Annotated in this window: 13 protein-coding genes; 12 read left to right on the top strand and 1 reads right to left on the bottom strand. The window is 44.5% G+C overall.

Going from position 1 to position 15,141, the window contains the following annotated elements:
• Nucleotides 1–182 precede the first annotated feature (182 nt).
• The 10 genes from AS034_RS01425 to AS034_RS01375 all read left to right on the top strand — a co-directional run bounded on the left by AS034_RS01425 (nt 183) and on the right by AS034_RS01375 (nt 11,957).
• Nucleotides 183–773 carry a CBO0543 family protein gene (locus AS034_RS01425; protein ID WP_231938082.1) on the top strand — a complete coding sequence of 197 codons (591 nt, stop codon included), beginning with the start codon at nt 183–185 and terminating at the stop codon, nt 771–773.
• Between the two features lie 448 nt (nt 774–1,221).
• Nucleotides 1,222–1,878 carry a DUF4396 domain-containing protein gene (locus AS034_RS01420; protein ID WP_058297208.1) on the top strand — a complete coding sequence of 219 codons (657 nt, stop codon included), beginning with the start codon at nt 1,222–1,224 and terminating at the stop codon, nt 1,876–1,878.
• A gap of 417 nt (nt 1,879–2,295) precedes the next feature.
• Complete coding sequence (locus tag AS034_RS01415) at nt 2,296–3,183, top strand: alpha/beta hydrolase (protein ID WP_058297207.1); 888 nt, start codon at nt 2,296–2,298, stop codon at nt 3,181–3,183.
• A gap of 250 nt (nt 3,184–3,433) precedes the next feature.
• Nucleotides 3,434–4,930, top strand: a complete 1,497-nt coding sequence (locus AS034_RS01410) for a phytoene desaturase family protein (protein WP_176716071.1) — start codon at nt 3,434–3,436, stop codon at nt 4,928–4,930.
• Between the two features lie 195 nt (nt 4,931–5,125).
• Nucleotides 5,126–6,652: a phytoene desaturase family protein gene (locus AS034_RS01400; protein ID WP_058297205.1), complete on the top strand. Its 1,527-nt coding sequence runs from the start codon at nt 5,126–5,128 to the stop codon at nt 6,650–6,652.
• Between the two features lie 48 nt (nt 6,653–6,700).
• Nucleotides 6,701–7,807 carry a glycosyltransferase family 2 protein gene (locus AS034_RS01395; RefSeq protein ID WP_058297204.1) on the top strand — a complete coding sequence of 369 codons (1,107 nt, stop codon included), beginning with the start codon at nt 6,701–6,703 and terminating at the stop codon, nt 7,805–7,807.
• A gap of 1,019 nt (nt 7,808–8,826) precedes the next feature.
• Entirely contained in the window at nt 8,827–9,327 is a 501-nt protein-coding gene (locus tag AS034_RS01390; protein WP_058297203.1) for an RNA polymerase sigma factor, read from the top strand.
• Nucleotides 9,324–10,040 carry a hypothetical protein gene (locus tag AS034_RS01385; protein WP_058297202.1) on the top strand — a complete coding sequence of 239 codons (717 nt, stop codon included), beginning with the start codon at nt 9,324–9,326 and terminating at the stop codon, nt 10,038–10,040. The genes AS034_RS01390 and AS034_RS01385 overlap by 4 nt, the downstream gene beginning before the upstream one ends.
• 52 nt (nt 10,041–10,092) lie before the next feature.
• Entirely contained in the window at nt 10,093–10,947 is an 855-nt protein-coding gene (locus AS034_RS01380; RefSeq protein ID WP_058297201.1) for an ABC transporter permease subunit, read from the top strand.
• Nucleotides 10,944–11,957: an ABC transporter permease gene (locus AS034_RS01375; protein ID WP_058297200.1), complete on the top strand. Its 1,014-nt coding sequence runs from the start codon at nt 10,944–10,946 to the stop codon at nt 11,955–11,957. Before AS034_RS01380 ends, AS034_RS01375 begins: the two co-directional genes overlap by 4 nt.
• 373 nt (nt 11,958–12,330) lie before the next feature.
• Here the strand turns inward: AS034_RS01375 and AS034_RS01370 are convergent, their stop codons facing one another.
• Complete coding sequence (locus AS034_RS01370; protein WP_162266013.1) at nt 12,331–13,203, bottom strand: alpha/beta fold hydrolase; 873 nt, start codon at nt 13,201–13,203, stop codon at nt 12,331–12,333.
• A gap of 186 nt (nt 13,204–13,389) precedes the next feature.
• Between AS034_RS01370 and AS034_RS01365 the strand changes: the two genes are divergently transcribed.
• The gene (locus tag AS034_RS01365) at nt 13,390–13,830 is read left to right on the top strand and encodes a YybH family protein (RefSeq protein ID WP_058297198.1); all 441 of its coding nucleotides are present in this window, start codon (nt 13,390–13,392) and stop codon (nt 13,828–13,830) included.
• A 373-nt stretch (nt 13,831–14,203) separates the two neighbouring features.
• A complete protein-coding gene (locus AS034_RS01355; RefSeq protein ID WP_058297196.1) occupies nt 14,204–14,602 on the top strand; it encodes a VOC family protein in 399 nt (132 codons plus the stop codon).
• The last annotated feature ends 539 nt before the right edge of the window (nt 14,603–15,141 follow it).

Below are 15,141 nucleotides of genomic sequence, written 5' to 3'. Positions count from 1 at the left end.
GCTTGTACCGACAACAATAAGACCCCGATGGTTGAAACGGGTTTACTTGCATTTAATTGGTCGGTTTCCTGCAAATAAAATAGGAAAGCCGTCTCAAATGGCCGCCTATTTTGAAATTTCATTGATATGATTAATGTTTTTAACCAATACTAGCATCAAATACTTTGCTGGAGTGGTTAACGTTGATTACGAAGGATCAGGGAAAGAGGCTGGATGTGATTCTGGATCAACAAGAGAAGGTTGTTTCCATGTGGATGGATTATTGGAAAGAATTCTCTGCTGTTGATACTGTCCCATTCTGGGTCATTATTTCGATGCTGGTGGTGCCTCTGGTCATTATTTATTTTAAAATTGACCGGACAAAGGCTTTACAAATAGGTTTTTACGGATTCAATATCCATACGTGGTTTACATATTCTGATGCGATCGCCATGAGGACGGGCTACGTATATTACCCGTTTCAGGCGATACCCATTTTGCCCGTTAACTTTGCCCTGGATGCTTCACTTGTCCCAGTCACCTACATGCTTGTTTATCAGTGGTGTATCAATAACAATAAAAATGTACTTCTTTACGGTGTATTGACCAGTATATTTTTTGCTTTCTTATTCAAGCCAGTCATGAACGCATGGGATTTCATCCAGCTGGGGAATGGGATGAATTTCTTTTATCTATTCCTCAATTATCTTGGCATCTTAATTATGGCAATCATCATTACGAAGGTCTTTCTTTATTTTGAGAACCAGGCGAAAAAGACTGGGAAGGCGGATTAGAAGCGTGGGAATGGAACTTGCACATAACTTTAAAAAGAATGGATTAAATTCCATTCTTTTTTTGCTTTCCTGAAGTCTTTTTTATAAAATCTGTGCTGGAAATTGGCTGTACCTGATAAAAGACACCGATGTGTCAGCCAAACAGGTCCTTCTGCCACTGTGTATGATGAATACAAGCCACTTTCCGTGTATTTCAAGCCATGTTAGGATGATACGGTCCACATTCCATATTTACGAGCCACTTTCTCAAAGTAAAGCCACTTCTCCTTTTTTTTAAGCCACTTGTCAAAAAATCTTTGCTGCGTGATTTTCATACAGGCTGAATCCAGCTTTTCCAAAGTTTCATTTAAACAACAACCCCGACAATCGATTTCTCCATAAGAAGATTATCCCCATCCGCCAACGGGTATATTTACCCAAAGACGACAAAATTAGAAAGGATGATACCGTGCTTACAACCATTTCTTGGATTTTCTTGGGGATGGGATTGCTGTCATCCCTGATCATTTTAGTGGATGTGTCCAAGCATCCCCAGAAGATGACGATCATGAATGTAGTGTGGCCGATCAACGGCTGGTTTTTCGGACCGATTGCCCTGTGGACATACTTCAAATGGGGGAGGGTGAAGGCGAAAAATATAGAGAAGGAAGATGACCGGAGGCATGCAGCCAAAGTGTTCGTGTCTACGAGTCACTGCTCGGCAGGCTGTTCCTTCGGGGATGCCATCGGGGTTCCGATTGTCGCAGTGACGGGTATCATGGTTGCCGGTTCGACTCTATTCGCACATTATACGGTTGAATTTATCCTCGCCTATGTATTTGGCATCATCTTTCAATTCTATGCGATTTATCCAATGAACAAAGAAGACGGTAAGCTCAACGCCCTCAAGCAGGCGGTGAAGGCCGATTCTCTTTCCCTGATTGCGTTCGAAATCGGGATGTTCGGATGGATGGCCATCGTCGAATATGTATTATTCACTCAGCCTCCGAAACCATCAGAACCCGCCTATTGGTTCATGATGCAAATTGCTATGATACTAGGTTTTCTAACCAGCTATCCAGCCAATAAACTGTTGATCAAGAAAGGGCTGAAGGAAGCGATGTGATGGGGGGAACGGAAGGCTCTTTTTAGAAAGTTTGGGCCAGCCCCAGGTGTTGAGGTCCCCGGTGGAACGGGGGCTTCTTTTTTAAATGGAAACGGCCTAAAACATTTAATTGGATCAGTGCTTTTCTGAAAATATGGGGCTCGATCGACGTTTTTTTAAAACTATAACGTTCAAAATCTTGTGAGCAGGCGATACGGCCGGTCACACCGGGGGTATTTTCGCTCCAGGGGTGATGTTTATTATTAAAAAAGGCCCTCTTATTATCAAAAATCCTATTATATTATCAAATCCTCTTCGAAGCCCCTTTTAGTACCCGGTACCGTATACCAATTCTAACCCCAGCCAACCCCAAAGCAGGTTTCCACCCCATCCCCGTTGAATACATACTAAAAGTATTTTAAAAAGTGAGGTCAGCCTATGTTCCATGCTGTTATTACAAAATTTCTGCGTCTCCTCCCAGATAAAGCGCTGAAAAACCCGATGATTCCCCGTCAGGATGTTGAGATGAAAAAGGATATGGTGGTTGAAACGTCCGTTGCACCCACTCCCATTTCCATCTATTATCCCCTCGGGGCACGGAAGGAAAGGTATCCTGTTTATTTCAATTTCCATGGCGGGGCGTTCATCATGAATAACAAGGAACTCGATGATCCTTATTGCCGCTTTCTGGCCAACGAGGCAGAGTGCGTGGTGATCAATGTTGAGTACGGGAAGGCGCCGGAGTTCCCTTTTCCGAAACCGATCCATCAGGGCTATGACATTCTTCAGTGGGTGAAGGAGAACGCTGATGAATTGAAGATTGATAGAAGAAAAATCATGGTGGGCGGACAGAGTTCCGGTGCGAATATCGCCGCAGCCCTCTGTCTCTACCTTGAAGAAAAAGGGGACGACCAGCCGCTGCTGCAGGTGCTGTCCTGCCCGATGCTGGATTTTGTCACACCGCATGCGGATAAGCCGGAACCGGATAAGTGGCGTGCCCGCTATCCTCAGGTGGCTCAGTTCATCAACATGTGTTACGTGCCGGATAAGGAGCTGGCCGCACATCCCCTCGCGTCGCCTGTCCGTGCGGAGGTGAAAGGGCATTTGGCTCCGGCCCTCATTCTCATAGCCGAATACGATGCCTTCAGGCCGGAAGCCGAATGTTATGTGGAGAAATTAAAAACGGCAGGGGTGAGCGTTCAGGATGAGCTGTTCACGGAGTGTGCCCATGCATTCACCCATATGGGGCCGAAAGAAAAGGCGGAAGAGGCATGGCGGTTGATCACGGGGAAAATCAAAGCGGCGGCCGGCACACAGGAAAGTTGAAACACACCCAAAGTTTTTTGAAGGAGAACAAGGGTATAAAATAAGGGCTGAGGATACAGACTTGATAGCATCACAAAAAGGCTGAACCAAGCCGTTTTATCAGATTTTAACGATCCGGAGAGGGATCAGGAGGAGACCGATATGGACACAGTGCATGGGCAAGCGGTTTTTACATTTCATGAGGGAAAAAGCGGCGGGTACAAGGATTTACATAAAGGCAGTATCAATGGAAATGGAGGTGCGTTTACGGATGAAAAATAAAACTGTTCTCGTCATCGGAGGCGGACTCGGCGGATTGTCGGCTGCGATTTCACTGGCACAGGCCGGATACGATGTCTCCTTATATGAAAAAAACAATCACATCGGCGGGAAGCTGAACCGGCTGGATCAGGATGGTTTCGGCTTTGATCTCGGACCGTCCATCCTGACGATGCCGCAGATTTTTGAGCGTTTATTTGCAGCGAGCGGAAAATCGATGAAGGACTACGTCCGGATCGAGAAGCTGGATCATCAGTGGCGCTCCTTTTTTCCAGATGGAAATGTCATAGACTTATATGAAAATTTGACCGACATGCTGGAGAAGAATCCGTCCCTGACTGAAAAGGATATCTCTGAATATCAGGATCTGCTGGACTATTCGAAAACGCTTTATGACATGACGGATAAGACCTATTTCCAGCATGGTGTCGACCGGACGAGGGAAATCATGAAGCATACGGGCCTGTTCAGTGCAATCAAGAACTTTGATCTGTTTTCGACGGTCCACGGCGCCATTGATAAACGGATCAGCAATGAGCAATTTCGCGATATGCTTTCCTATTTCATCAAGTACGTCGGTTCGTCGCCTTATGATGCTCCCGCCGTGCTGAATATGATGATCTACATGCAGCATGACCAGGGTGTGTGGTATGTGCCCGGCGGTTTGAACAAGCTCGCAGACGGACTCGTGAAGCTGGCGGAAGAAGTGGGCGTCAACTTCCATCTCGGAAAGCCGATCGTCAAACTTGAAAAAAAGGACGGCGAGATCACGGGGGCCGTATTGGAAGACGGGACCATGCTGACGGCGGATTATTTCGTTTCCAATATGGAAGTCATTCCGGTTTACGAGAGACTGCTGGAGGAAGACAGCCATTATATTAAAAAATTGAAAAAGAAATTCGAGCCGGCGAGCTCCGGACTCGTCATGCATCTCGGCGTGAAGAAAAGCTATCCGCAGCTGCGCCATCATAATTTCTTTTTTGCTGAAAACATGAAGGAGCAGATGCAATCGATCTTCCATCGCCGCGAGCTGCCAAAGGATCCGGTCATTTATCTGGTCAACGTCAATAAGACCGATCCGACGCAGGCTCCTCCGGGTCATGAAAATATAAAAGTGCTGCCGCATATTCCTTTTATCCGGGACGAGAACCCGTTTACGCAACAGGACTATGAACAATTCGCTGAGCGGACTCTGATCAAATTGGAAAAAATGGGCCTCGAAGGCTTACGCGAGAATATTGTCACCAGGGATATGTGGACCCCGGAAGATATCAGGAGGACATACGGCTCCGACCGCGGCGCGATCTACGGGACCGTGTCGGACAAAAAGAAGAATAAAGGATTCAAGCATCCGAAACAGAGTGAACGCTATAACAATCTCTATTTTGTCGGCGGCACAGTGAACCCTGGCGGTGGAATGCCGATGGTTACGTTGAGCGGCCAGCTGGTAGGCAGGAAAATTGTGGAGAGGGATTCATCCCTTGCCTGATGACCGGAAAGGGGAGGGGGGAAGCCCCGGCATCATCGATGAAGCGGCGCGTTCTCCGCGAACTTGGGTTGGGGAATTCCCGCCTTTTTCCGGGCAAATGTGATCATATTGACATAGCGGTTGTTGCAATACCTGATATTTGGAAACAATGGTATGAGAAAAGGTTGAGGGGTTTTTGGAGAGGAGGGAATGCACATGAGTAAAAAGGTGATTATCGTCGGTGCAGGTGTCGCGGGGCTTGCCAGTGCCATCAGACTGCAGCACGCGGGGTATCAGGTGGAGCTGTATGAGAAAGGATCCACACCCGGCGGCAAGATGAACCGGATTGAGCTGGATGGCTACACATTCGATCTCGGTCCGAGCATCGTCATGATGCCTGAGCTGTACCGCGAACTGTTCGAATTATGCGGACGCGATCCAGACGATTATATTCCGATGCAAAAATTAGATCCGATTTACCGCGCGTATTTCAGTGACATTCCCGACAAACCCTTTGACATTTCCTCGGACCTTACCGAACTCACCAAGACGATTGAATCGATCAGCGAAGAGGACACGGCAGGTTTTTTTAACTACCTGCATGAAATTTACAAACGGTTCGTCATTGCAAAGAATCACATCCTCCATCGGCCATTCCGCAAGAGGTCTGATTTTTACAACCTTCCGATGCTGAAGAAAGCGCTGAAACTGAAACCGTACGACACGGCCGATTCTTTTATCGGAAAATTCATCAAAAATGAACGGCTGAAGCAGCTAATCAGCTTTCAGACATTATACATAGGCATTTCTCCGTTGAAGAGCCCGTCTTTTTATACGATGATCCCAATGATTCAGTTTTTATATGGAGTTTGGTTCATCAAGGGCGGGATGTTTACGATGGCCCTTGCGATGGAGAGGCTCTTCAAGGAACTTGGCGGGACCATTCATTACGGGAAAGCTGTTGATGAAATTAGCATTGGGAATCGCAGGGCGGACGGGATCATCGTTGAGGGCCAGAAAATCCCTTCGGATTATGTCGTCTGTAATGCAGACTTCCCTTACGCCATGAAACACTTGGTCAAAGATAAAAGGGCGAAAGGGAAGTTCACCGATAAAAAAATCGACAGTATGAAATATTCCTGTTCCTGTTTTCTCTTATATCTCGGAATGGACCGTAAATATGAAGAAATCGAGCATGTACATAATTTTATTTTCAATGAAAACCTCAATCAGAATCTGGAGGATATTTTTGACGGCAAGAAACTGACCAATGCCTCCTTTTATGTCTATATCGCTTCAAAATTGGACCCTTCCCTTGCACCCGAGGGGAAAGACGGTTTGTATATCCTGATGCCCGTCTCCAATGTAGCGGCCGCAGACTATCAATGGGACGAGGAGACCATCTCGTATTATCGAAGCTATATTTTAAATGAACTGAAGAAGATCCGCGGGTTTGAAAACATCGAAAATGAGATTGTAACAGAAACGTGCACCACACCACTCGACTTCCAATCGAAATTCAATGCTTATAACGGTGCGACGTTTGGGCTGCAGCCAACGCTGGATCAGAGCAACCACTATCGTCCGCAAAGCAAGGCCAGCCACTGTGAGAATTTATATTTTACAGGAAGCAGCACCCACCCCGGCGCCGGTGTCCCGATCGTGCTGTTATCGGCAAGGATCACGGCGCAGGAACTGATCCAGGACGATACCGGGGAGATGTATGATTACTCAGTGAAATAGAGGTTTAGTGTTGAGGGTATGCTCTCACGCAGAAAGGAGGCGGGTTTTATGACAACATCGGAAGTGATTAGTCTAGCGATTGGGTTTCTGGCCGTGTTGATCGGCATCCCCATGTTCTGGTCCTTGCCGGTTCCCGGGTTCTCCAACAGAAACTCGGCCGGCCTCCCGTTTCTGTCCATTATCATCCCTGCCAGGAATGAAGAGGGCAGGATCCCGCCGTTACTGCAATCCTTGCAGGAGCAGCGGTTCAAGCAATTTGAAATACTGGTGGTGGATGACGATTCAACTGACAAAACGTCGGAAGTTGCGGAAAGATACGGTGCTACGGTCCTGAAGAACACAGGGGCAGGGAAGTCTTCGGCCTGCTGGATCGGTGCCGAAAAGGCAAAAGGGAGCTGGCTGTTGTTTTTGGATGCAGATACGCGGTTCACCAGTGTGGATGGCATCCGTAGTCTGATGCAGTTCTACCAGTCAAAAGGAGCCCGGGGCATCGTTGCGTTGCAGCCCTTTCATACAGTGGAACGGTGGTATGAACATCTCTCCATTGTCTTTAACATCATCGTTGTGGTGGGGATGAATCTGTTTACGATCTGGGGATCACGGTTTAAAACCGCCGGCTCGTTCGGTCCCTGCATACTATGTAACCGGGACGATTATTTTTTGTCTGGAGGGCACTTGGGAATCGAGGGGGCCATCATGGATGACCTCGCCCTGGGGGAGGCATTTCTTGAAAAAAATCTCCCGGTCCGCTGCCTCGGCGGCAAAGGAATCATTTCGCTGCGCATGTACCCGGAAGGCCTCGGCAGCCTGATCGAAGGCTGGTGCAAAAGCTTTGCAGTCGGCTCCAAATCCACCCATCCAGCCGTCATGCTGATGGTCATCTTCTGGATTGCCGGCAGTTTCATCACATCCGGGGCATTGCTCACTTCCATCATTGAATGGGACGTTCCAGCATTGATATTTAGCGGAGTGATGTATATCCTCTATATGCTTCAAACAGCATGGTTTGCCCGCAGGGTCGGCAACTTCAGATGGGCGGTTTTCCCATTTTATCCGATACTGTTTGTGTTTTTTGCAGGGGTCTATCTGTACTCCTTCATCAGGGTGAATGTATTTCATTCGGTGAATTGGAAGGGGCGGAAGATCAAGGTTTGATTAGTGGGTGCTGGGTGCTACGGTCGTTGGCGTGGTTTGGCGGATGTTTGCGGCGGGTCGGGGGGACAGGTACCTTGACCCAGCCGGAATAGTTGGTCGGAAGTGAGATTTTGGGTTGGATATTCACCTTTTTGTTCGAATTTCAGTCACGTTTCGTTAATATCCGGTATCAACGATTGTGAGTGTCCATTTTAGGGTGGCGTTCCAGTTGTCATCGGGGGTATTAATGGGCGCTGGCTTATTTTTATTATCAAAAACGGCCTGCTTATTATCAAAAATCACAATATATTATCAAAAACCAACCATTTATTATCAAAAATAGAAATATATTATCAAAACTGGGTTTTGTCCGTTTGTAATACCTGGTGGCGTATAAAATCGGTGGTGTTCCAGTGGAGAGATAGGAAGGTACCTGCGCTTTTTTACCGATAAAAAGCATGCCTATGAGAGCAGATGTAAAAACATTTCCGATATAAAATTCCATCCATTTTGCTTGTCTGAAAAGCTTTTTTACAAAATCTCTTTGAAAAATGCGTCAGGGCGGGTCGGAAGCAACCTGTGTTCAGCTAAACAGCTTCATTTTTCACCCCGCTATAGAAAATACATTCCATTTTCCAAATTTACGTGCCACTTTCGGAAAATACATTCCACATTCCAAATTTCCATTCCACATTTCAAAAATACATTCCACTTTCTGTGTTTATCAACCAACTTGTCGAAAAATCATTTGGCCCTTGTAACACTTCATAAGAATCAAAGACCAACAAATCAGCAAAGAATGAATAATTCGCTTCAAGAAGCGCTTCCGAATTTATGGGTAAATTGGTCGGACTATAAGAAATTAATTATTGAGAATGAAAGGGTATTTTGAAATGATTGGTAGTAAGGGGATGGCCAAAACGTATTCACTTAACAGGAATGCGTTTTTTATTTTCTGAAAAAATTTCTAAAAAAGTGAAATAAAAAGAAATTTAAATCGACTTATTAATAAGTGTGCACATGGGTGGGGGTTACGTTCGATGTCAGGCAACAGGATTTCTGACTGGTTTTACCAATATAATAAGGATATTTATCATTTCCTGATTTACTATACAGGTTCTGCGGATATTGAGGACTTGGTTCAGGAAGTGTTTTACCGTGCGCTTAAAGGGATTGACCACTTTCAAGAGAAATCCAGCCCTAAGACATGGTTGTTTGGTATCGCCAGGAATGTGGGGTTAGATGAAATTAGAAAGAATAAACGTTCAAGAATCATTAACATATTGGCGGGCAGAGAAATCGAGGATCTCAATGATAATAATCCTGAGAACATACTGCAGTTTAATGAACAAAACAAAATTCTTTATGAGGCAATCCACTCTCTAAAAAGGAATTATCGGGATGTCATCATCTTGAGAGGTATAAAAGAGTTTACGGTATCGGAAACGGCGAACGTATTAAATTGGAATGAAAACAAAGTAAGAATTACATATCACCGGGCGTTAAAAGCTCTACAAAACAAGAAGGAGGGGCTGCAGTGAGAAAGGAATATGACAATCAGCAGATTGATCAACTGGTAAATGAAATCAAAGCAATGCCGAAACCGGATTATGACCAGCATTTTAATCGATCTGTCCAGGAGAAAATACATAAAAATTTAATGGATGTCTCCAAAAAACAGGAAAAGAAAAAGTTCTTTCGAAACAAGCTGCAGCCTCTCTTACTGAGTCTTGCGGGAATAGCTGTATTAGTGATGATCATGTCGTTTGTCGCTCCTTTTGATCAATTCACTACAAACAATGCAGGCAAGACTGAATCCTTTCAATTCTCAGGAAATGTATACAATCTTCCCAAATTAGTTGTCATTAAAGGATTAAGCAATTTTCCTGAAGGTACAATCATTACGGTCGAAAAATCGGGTGAGGAAGAAAACTCTTTTGTACTTGAAGATGAAGTGAAAGTCGATCGTGATGGGGCGTTTCAGTTTGTGACTGAACGCGTGAAGAGGGATGAGGAATTTCTTCTTAACGTCATCATCTATCCTCATCTTCAGACACAGCGTGTGAAAAACATATTGGGGGAGCGGGGAGAAGAGTTAAAAGATGTAAAGAATACGAAAGGCTCCTTTAAATATCGATTCAACGGCAACGATTACTACGGACTGAAGTTGATGGGAGTGGTGTATCGAGTCGACACGACTGAGTACCATCTAATGCCGAACCATCTGAGGGAAATTGAAGCCATCGAAGAGTAAGGTGTGGTGATGGTCTAAAAACGCAGGAATAAAGATGATTGGAGTGAGCGTAGTGAAATCTGTGATTAAACCTGTTATGGAGCCATTGTTGATCATTTTTGGGATTGTGCTGGTTAGTTCGACATCTGCAGTATTTGATGCAGGAACTTCCTATATCGATAGTCTGCTGTCCGTTTTTCAAGACATCGTCAGGCCGAACGAGCTTGTTTATGTCAATCCTGTTTCTGAAATTGAACGGAATGTTTTTCCCATCCTATTCATCGCCTTTTTTAGCAGCGCCAGGATTGTGTTTCTTGCTTTGGGGATTGCCCTTCTCACTTCAGTTCTGCTGCTCGTATTTTATTTTTTTGCAAGTGGATTTTTTAAAAAAATTATCAAGGCTTGTTCAGTCGTTGTGAGCTCACTCCCTGATATCTTCATTATTGCCGTCCTTCAACTCGGCGTTGTCGTCTTCTTTAAGAGCACTGGTGTCTTGTTAATTGATGTTGCAGCAACCGGGGAAAATCAAGTGATCTTGTTTCCTGCTGTGATATTGAGTATTTTACCCACTTTTTTCTTTTTGGGATTGCTGGTTTCCTTTTTAAAAGAAGAAGAACATTTATCATATGTTGAGCTGGCGAAGAGCAAGGGATTGAATAAGTATCACATTTTGTTTATACATATGATCCGGAATATCTTGATCAGTGTCACGTATCACGGGAAGCAGATTGTGTGGATGATGCTGTCCAATTTATTGATTCTGGAATATCTTTTTAATGTATTTGGTGTTACTTCTTTTCTATTTTCCTATAATTCTCCTTCTATCTTTGCAATCACTGCCATCCTGTTATTCATCCCCATCTACATTTTTCTTAAGGGCCTTCAGGTGTTCATTAAGAGAAGGATTGGAAAGGAGATGAGTTTATGACGCGGGGGAAAGCATTGATTTTAATTATACTGTGCATTAGTTTTATGCTCCTGTTGCTCGCTAGCAGCCTGACATTTAACTATATGTATGAAGGGAATATCCCGCAAACCCTGCTTGCTTACAGCCAGGATGGAAAGGTCATTGGGAAAGCACCCTTTGGTCCTTCCATCGAACATCCCTTTGGAACAGACCGGAACGGATACGATATGTTCGCTAAAGTACTGCAGGGAGCACAATATACTCTTGGTGCGGCAGTCGTCATCTCACTTTTGAGCTTTGGGGTCTCTTTTATCGCAGGGGTCGTTTGGGGATTTAGGAACTCTGCCAATCAATTCATTTCTCAAACAATATTATCTTCCCTATATTTCATCCCTCAATCCATCATTGCTTACAACATACTATTCCCGTTACTTTGGGAACCGCAGGGAGGTTTTGACACAACTTTTACGGAAAGGGTAATTCTGACCGGTATCACCCTTGCCATAATTACTATTCCGACCACAGCCGTATTAATCTCGAATGAGACCAGGGAGATACTGAAAAAAGAATTCATATCAAGTGCAAAGGTGCTCGGAGGCAGCAGGTTCTTCCTATTCAAAAAACATGTCATGCCACACTTGAAGCTAAGACTCTTCATCATTTATCCAAAAATCGTTATTCAGGTATTATTGATTATTGCTCATCTTGGTTATTTCCAGTTGTTCTTTGGCGGGACAGACGTATGTTATGGACCTTTCTGTGATCCACCCAAACCAATCGTCCAGGAATGGGCAGGACTCATGGCCCTGAATTTCGATGAACTCTTCAATGCCTGGTGGATCTTCATGGTACCCATGATATTTTTCTCTTTGACGATCCTTTCTTTGAATGGGATTGCCAGGGGAGTAGAAGCTTTGTTAGATTCCAATGTCCAAGTTGATGTGAAAAAGGGGAGGGAAGAAAAGGCGAGTCAAATAAAGAATAATAAGAGAGTGGTCAACGTTGAAGATTTGAAGCGGGTGAGTGGTTGAATTGAGTGAGAGGACGGGACAGCTCCCGCACTGATTTTAGTAATATACGAGTTTGCAAAGGATGGATAGCATTCCATCCTTTGCGATTTTCTGGAGACTATTTTTTTGTAAATTCTCTTCTAAAGGGGACCAGACTCGGGAGTGGGTCGCCGTTCTGAAGGTCAAATACGCGCTTATTTCCTCCCCTGATTAAAATACATTCCACTTTCCCAATTTACGTGCCACTTTCGAAAAATACGTGCCCCATTCCAAATTTCCATTCCAATTTTCCAAAATACATTCCACTTTCTGTGTTTATCAACCAACTTGTCGAAAAATCTTTAAAATGGAAGGGGGCTGGTTCAAAAAACGGCCCCTTTCACACGTGAAGCAGTCACTCCACAGCCTTCTTAAGAATTTCATTCCAATGGGATAAATAAAGTAAGTGTCCTTCTTTTTCGATAAAGGAATATGTGGACGCTGGATACCGTTGACGAAGGTATTCAGATGCAGCGGGGGTCCATACATTATCTTCGCTGCCCTGCCATATATTCACTTTCGTATCGAGGAGAGGCTGCGCTTTGGTGCTGATATTTTTGCAAAGTGCGCGGGCATCGGAATATACCCCGAGTCCGCGATTGTGATAACTTTCCACAGCGCCCCTGATGATGGCCGGTTTCATTATTGGGTCATTTGCCACTTTTTTATCCTCTTCCACCATTTGGTTGATGGACTCTTGGATGGCAGAATCCAAGTCTTTGGTTAGTTTCTTACTAAAACTTTTAAAAAAGTATTTTGTCAAAATAGGTAGGTATCTGTTCATGCTGCTGATCATCTTCCAATTTGAGGGCAGGATGTTCCTGGTTTCCTTGCTGTTCAGAGGGATGGCGCTGCTGACTAAGTTCAGTGAAGAGACCCTTTCAGGATATTTCTCTGCGAAGACCTGACTGTACAATCCTCCGGCTGACCAACCTATAATCGAAGCCTTATCGATATTTTTTGCCATTAGAAAATCATTTACTGTATCAGCAAAATCCTCGGGGGAATAGTTCGCCGCAAGGTCTGATGCCCCGTAACCCGGGCGGTTGACCGCAAAGAAACGGATATTATTTGCATCCAATATGTTTGGATCAGGGTGGATGGCGCCCGCCGACGAACCAAAGCCGTGAAAGAAGAGAACGGTATTCTCATTCGTATCCCCGTACTCTCTATACGATAATTTCCGTTCATCTTTTAAATGGATCAATGAGTCATTGTATGTACCCACCATAATGCACCTCGATTTTTCTTCTTTTTTCCAATTACTATTCAACATAAAACTCTAAAATCCCTCTAATGGGTGACGCTTACATGGGCCGATTCACGGGAATGCTGCCGAGTTACGGAGGATTTCGTGTATTCAGTATGGAAGAAGTAATTGAAGTATAATAATCACGGCAAGGGAGAGAACATGATGTCTGAAAAAATCGGTACCGTCCAGGAAGTGCTTGAAACTTACAAGAAGGCAGTAAATGAGAGGGACAGCGGAAGATTTTTAAAAATGTATGCATCTGACGTTCATATTTATGACTGCTGGGGGAGCTGGGAGTGCAAAGGGATCGATGCTTGGAGGGATAACGTTTGTGGCTGGTTTAATGATTTGAAGGAAAACGGCGACGTGCTGAAAGTGAGTGTGGAGGATATTGTGATTGAAGAAAATACGAATCTCGCATTCGTCCATTGTGCGATTACGTATGCTGCTTACAAAGAAGGATCTGATGAGAAACTCCGCCAGATGACCAACCGGTTTACATTTGGTCTGAAACGGGTGAACGGCTCCTGGCTGATTACCCACGAACACTCATCATTGCCGATTAATATGGAGGATGGGAAGGGTATGTTTGATTTGAGGTGAGTGTGACGGCTGGCGGCGGTCCCAATCCCGACCACAGCCACGGATAGGGAATTCAAGGCTGTTTTTAATGCGTTTTTCCCTTATCCTTTTTCCAGTTATAAGGCTTGTTAGCCCAATTCACAAGCAACATAGCCAGGAATATAAAAAAACAAATGCTGAGATTGGTTGTCCACTTGATGGGGCCATTTGTGATACCTTGCCAGATTGTCAGTGCCAAGAGATAGATGATAGGGTACCGGATGCTTTTCTTAACCAATGATACTGCCCCCTTTTTTAGCAGGCTGCCTTTTGTGTTCGGAGCAGCCGCTATTTAAGTATAACGCACTATCCAATTTTTGTAAGGTTATTTAAAACCAAAAGGAGTAGATTTATTATGCAAAAGGTCACCCCATTTTTGATGTTTCAAGACGGAAAGGCAGAGGAAGCGATGAATTTCTACACCTCTCTTGTGGAGGACTCCGAAATCACGGATATTGTTCGATACGGCGCTAATGAAAACGGGGACGAAGGGACTGTGATGCAGGCAGCCTTCACCTTAAAGGGACAGGAGTTCATGTGCATCGACAGCAATATTAACCACCAGTTTACCTTCACCCCTTCTTTCTCGATATATGTGACATGTGATACTGAAGAGGAACTCGATCATCTTTATGAGAAGCTGAATGAAGGCGGGCAGGAGCTTATGCCGGTGGGGAATTATGGGTTCAGCAAGAAGTTTGGCTGGTTGAATGATAGGTTTGGGGTATCGTGGCAGTTGAATTTTCCAGGGTGAGTTTGAGTGTGGTGAGTAGGGTAGTGTCGTGTGTCCGCGGGGCGTGGGGGCTGGTAACGCGGCATCAAAATGTGTGCAGTGGGTCATGGGGACAGGTACCTCGACCCGAAAAAGTATAGAGTGGATCATGGAGACAGATATTATGACCCAAATAGTGGTCAAAATATAGTAATTTGACAGGGAAATCCACCTTTTTGGCCGAATTTCCCTTTGTTTTAGTCAAGATACGTTTAGGATGGCACGCTGGTGCAGGTTTTTGTAGTGTCGGCGGGGGTATTATGGGGTGTGTGATCGAATTTATTATCAAAAATGATTAATTTATTATCGAAAAATCCAATTATATTATCAAAAATCCAATTATATTATCAAAAATCAAAGATTTATTATCAAAAATTCCCAATATATTATCAAAACCATGTTTGTGTCGCTCTAAATACCCTTATGTGTATATGTTCAGTAGCCAACAGGGGACGGCTCACCCCACCCAAATTAGCACGATGAGAACCGTCCCCGGTCAACTTCAGATCCCCCCATCCCAA

The sequence above is a fragment of the [Bacillus] enclensis genome, from assembly GCF_001456935.1.
Taxonomy (GTDB): domain Bacteria; phylum Bacillota; class Bacilli; order Bacillales; family Bacillaceae_B; genus Rossellomorea; species Rossellomorea enclensis.
Note: the sequence above shows the minus strand (reverse complement) of the source record. Positions and strands in the feature narration are given on the sequence as shown.